Raw genomic sequence first — 3,881 nt, 5'->3', positions numbered from 1 at the left:
GCTGTCGGGCGGGCTGGCGGTGTTCGCCGCGGCGGGGCTGGTCGAGGGCTCGGGTTTCCTCGCGGTCTACCTGTTCGGCCTGCAGGTGCGTGCGCGCGCCGAGGCGGCGGCGCACGCTGGGTCGTCGGCGCTCGACGGCTTCGCGTGGGCCGCGCAGGCGAGCCTGTTCGTGCTGCTCGGGCTGCTGGTGTCGCCGCGGCAGATGCTCGACATGGCGGTGCCGATCGTCGCGGTGGTGGCGGCGCTGCTGTTCGTCGCGCGGCCGCTGGCGGTGTGGCTGTGCCTCGCGCCGCTGCGCTTCCCGGCGGCGCAGAGCCTGTTCATCGGCTGGGTGGGGTTGCGCGGCGCGGTGCCGATCGTGCTGGCGCTGTTCCCGCTGATGGCGCGCGTGCCCGACAGCTACCGCTTCTTCAACGTCGCGTTCGGCGTGGTGCTGGCGTCGCTGCTGATGCAGGGCGTCTCGCTGCGCTGGGTGGCGCACCGGCTCGGTGTCGTCGAGCCGCCGGCGCTGCCGCCGGACACCGAGCGCGCGGTGCAGGGCCGGCTCTGGCTCGATGCCAACCTGCCGCTGGCCGAGGTGTTCGCGTTCTTCCAGCTGCCGGTGCCGCACAACGCCGGGCCGTCGCTCGGCGACTGGTTGACCGACAACCTCGCGCGCGGCCACGGCGCAGGCGACGGCGTCGAATGGCATGGCGCGCACTTCGAGGTGGGCGAGATGGTGGACGGGCGGGTGTCGCGGGTGGCGCTGGCGCTGCGCTCGCGGGACCCGCAGGCGGAATGAACCGCCGCGCGAAGGGGAGCGAGTTGCAACGCGAGCCCGGGCTCGGCGCGCGCTGGTTCGCGCAACGCGGCTGGAAGCCGTTCGCGTTCCAGCGCGAGGTCTGGGCCGCGCTGGCCGACGGCCGCAGCGGCCTGCTGCACGCCACCACCGGCGCCGGCAAGACCTATGCGGTGTGGTTCGGTGCGCTCGCGAATGCGGCGCGCCGCGGCATCGACCCGCTGGCGCTGCAGCCGCCACCGCTCGGCGTGCTGTGGATCACCCCGATGCGCGCGCTGGCCGCCGATTCGGCGCGGGCGCTGCAGGTGCCGCTGACCGAGCTGGGCAGCGGATGGAGCCTCGGCCTGCGCACCGGCGACACGCCGTCGGCCGAGCGCGCGCGGCAGGACCGGCGCTTTCCGAGCGTGCTCGTGACGACGCCCGAATCGCTGAGCCTGATGCTGACCCGCGAAGCCGCGCGCGACGAACTCGCCGCCGTGCACACCGTGATCGTCGACGAATGGCACGAGCTGATGGGCAACAAGCGCGGCGTGCAGGTGCAGCTGGCGCTGGCGCGCCTGAAGCGCTGGAACCCGGGGCTCGCGACCTGGGGCCTGAGCGCGACGCTCGGCAACCTGGACGACGCGATGCGCGTGCTGCTCGGGGACACACCCGGTACGAAGGTGCAAGGCAGCCTCGACAAGACGCTGCTGATCGACACGCTGCTGCCGCACGAGCCCGGCCGCTTCTCGTGGGGTGGCCACCTCGGCAAGCAGATGCAGCAGCCGGTGGTCGACGAGATCGAGCGATCCGGCACGACGCTGGTGTTCGTCAACATGCGCTCGCAGGCCGAGGCCTGGTACCAGATGCTGCTGGAACAGCGGCCGGAATGGGCCGGCAGCGTCGCGCTGCACCACGGCTCGCTGGATCCTGCCGTGCGCGAGTGGGTGGAGCTGGGGCTGAAGGAGGGGCGGCTGAAGGCGGTGGTCGCGACCTCGTCGCTGGACCTGGGCGTCGACTTCCTGCCGGTGGAGCGCGTCCTGCAGGTCGGCTCGGCCAAGGGCATCGCGCGGCTGCTGCAGCGTGCCGGCCGCAGCGGCCATGCGCCGGGGCGGCCGAGCCGCATCACGCTCGTGCCCACCAACACGCTGGAGCTGGTGGAGGCGGTGGCCGCGCGGCGCGCCGCGCAGCAGGGCCGCATCGAGAAGCGTGCGACGCCCGACAAGCCGTTCGACGTGCTGGTGCAGCACCTGGTGACGGTGGCGCTCGGCGGCGGCTTCACGGCCGATGCGCTGTACGACGAGGTGCGGACGGCGCACGCCTACCGCGCGCTGGCGCGCGACGAGTTCGACTGGGCGCTGGCCTTCGTCGAGCAGGGCGGCGCGAGCCTCACGGCCTACCCGGAATACCACCGCGTGCAGGCGATCGACGGCGTGTACCGCGTGCCCGACCGCGGCATCGCGCGGCGCCACAAGCTGCAGGTGGGCACCATCGTCGCCGACTCGGCGATGCAGGTGAAGTACCTGAGCGGCGGGCGCATCGGCACGGTGGAGGAGGGCTTCATCGCGCGGCTGCGCGCCGGCGACTGCTTCGTCTTCGCGGGCCGCACGCTGGAGTACGTGCGCACGCAGGAGATGACGGCCTACGTGCGGCGCGCCGAGGGCCGCAAGGGCGTCGTGACGAACTGGAACGGCAGCAAGATGCCGCTGTCGAGCGAGCTGGCCGATGCGGTGCTGGAGGTGCTGGCCGCGGTCGACGCCGGCGATTTCGACGCGCCGGAGCTGCAGGCCGCGCAGCCGATGCTGCAGGCGCAACAGCGGCTCTCGCGGCTGCCGACGCCGGGCACGCTGCTGGTGGAGCGCATCCGCTCGCGCGAGGGGCAGCACCTGTTCATGTACCCGTTCGRCGGGCGCAACGTGCACATCGGCCTCGCGAGCCTGCTGGCCTGGCGGCTCGCGCGCGACGCGCCCAACACCTTCAGCATCTCGATCAACGACTATGGGCTGGAGTTGCTGAGCGCGCTGCCGATCGACCCGCGGCCCTTGCTGGATGGTGAACTTTTCGGCGACGACACCCTGCTCGACGACGTGCTCGCGAGCCTGAACTCCAGCGAGCTGGCGCGGCGGCGGTTTCGCGAGATCGCGCGCGTGGCGGGGCTGGTCTTCAGCGGCTACCCGGGGCAGCCGAAGAGCGCGCGCCAGCTGCAGGCGTCGAGCACGCTGTTCTACGAGGTGTTCCGCAAGTACGACGCCGGCAACCGGCTGCTCGGGCAGGCGCAGACCGAGGTGCTGAGCCAGGAGCTTGATATCCGGCGGCTCGCCGCCAGCTTGGAGCGCATGCGGGGGCAGCGCATCGCGTTCGTCGAGCTCGAGGTGCCCAGCCCGTTCGCGCTGCCGCTGATGGTGGAGCGCTTTCGAGAGAAACTCAGCACCGAGAAGCTCAACGACCGGCTGGCCCGCATGCTCAAGGACATGGAGCGTGCGGCCGCCCCCCGTCCCCAGGACCCACGATGATGTTGCGCAAATCCCGGCTGCTGCGCGCGGCCAACACCGCCCGGCTGGCGACCTACCTGATCGCGCTGTGGAAGCTGTTCAAGCACCCGCAGGCGCCGCGCGGCGCGAAGCTCGTCGCGGTGGCGGTGATCGCCTATGCGGTGAGCCCGATCGACCTGATCCCGGATTTCATCCCGGTGCTCGGGCAGCTGGACGACCTGCTGATCATCCCGCTGGGCGTTGCGCTGGTGCGCAAGATGACGCCCGATCCGCTGTGGCAGGCGCTGCTGGTCGAGGCCGAGCGCACGCGCGAGAAGCTGCCGCGCTGGTGGTGGGGTGCGCTGCTGGTGGTCCTGGTGTGGCTGCTGTTGTTCGGCGCGTTCGTCTGGTGGCTGGTGCGCGGGATCTTCGGCGGATGAGGTGGTTGGGTGGGGTGTGCCTGGCCGCGCTGCTGGCGGCCGGGCCGGTACAGGCGGCCAGCGGCGTCGTGACCCACGTGACCGATGGCGACACGCTGTGGGTGCGGGTCGATGGCGCGTCGCCCAGGGCGAAGCCGAAGAAGCTGCGCCTGCAAGGCATCGATGCGCCGGAGCACTGCCAGGCCTGGGGCCCGCAGGCGACCGAGGCACTGG

General features: G+C 72.2%; 4 protein-coding genes. All 4 read left to right on the top strand.

Annotated elements, in window-relative coordinates; genetic code table 11:
* Positions 1–781: cation:proton antiporter domain-containing protein (locus tag AC1D12_RS27275; protein ID WP_477844161.1), on the top strand; the 781-nt coding region annotated here is incomplete at its 5' end.
* On the top strand, positions 778–3,270 hold the full coding sequence (locus tag AC1D12_RS27270) for a ligase-associated DNA damage response DEXH box helicase (RefSeq protein ID WP_477844159.1): 2,493 nt from the start codon (positions 778–780) through the stop codon (positions 3,268–3,270). The genes AC1D12_RS27275 and AC1D12_RS27270, both read left to right, overlap by 4 nt.
* Positions 3,270–3,668: a YkvA family protein gene (locus tag AC1D12_RS27265; protein WP_477844157.1), complete on the top strand. Its 399-nt coding sequence runs from the start codon at positions 3,270–3,272 to the stop codon at positions 3,666–3,668. The genes AC1D12_RS27270 and AC1D12_RS27265 overlap by 1 nt, the downstream gene beginning before the upstream one ends.
* Positions 3,665–3,881 (top strand): thermonuclease family protein (locus tag AC1D12_RS27260; protein ID WP_477844155.1); only part of this gene is annotated, 217 nt, incomplete at its 3' end. The genes AC1D12_RS27265 and AC1D12_RS27260, both read left to right, overlap by 4 nt.

It is taken from the genome of Rhizobacter sp. P1_G5 (assembly GCF_056405435.1).
The sequence above is the reverse complement of the archived record's forward strand: the minus strand, read 5'-3'. Positions and strand labels throughout refer to the sequence as shown.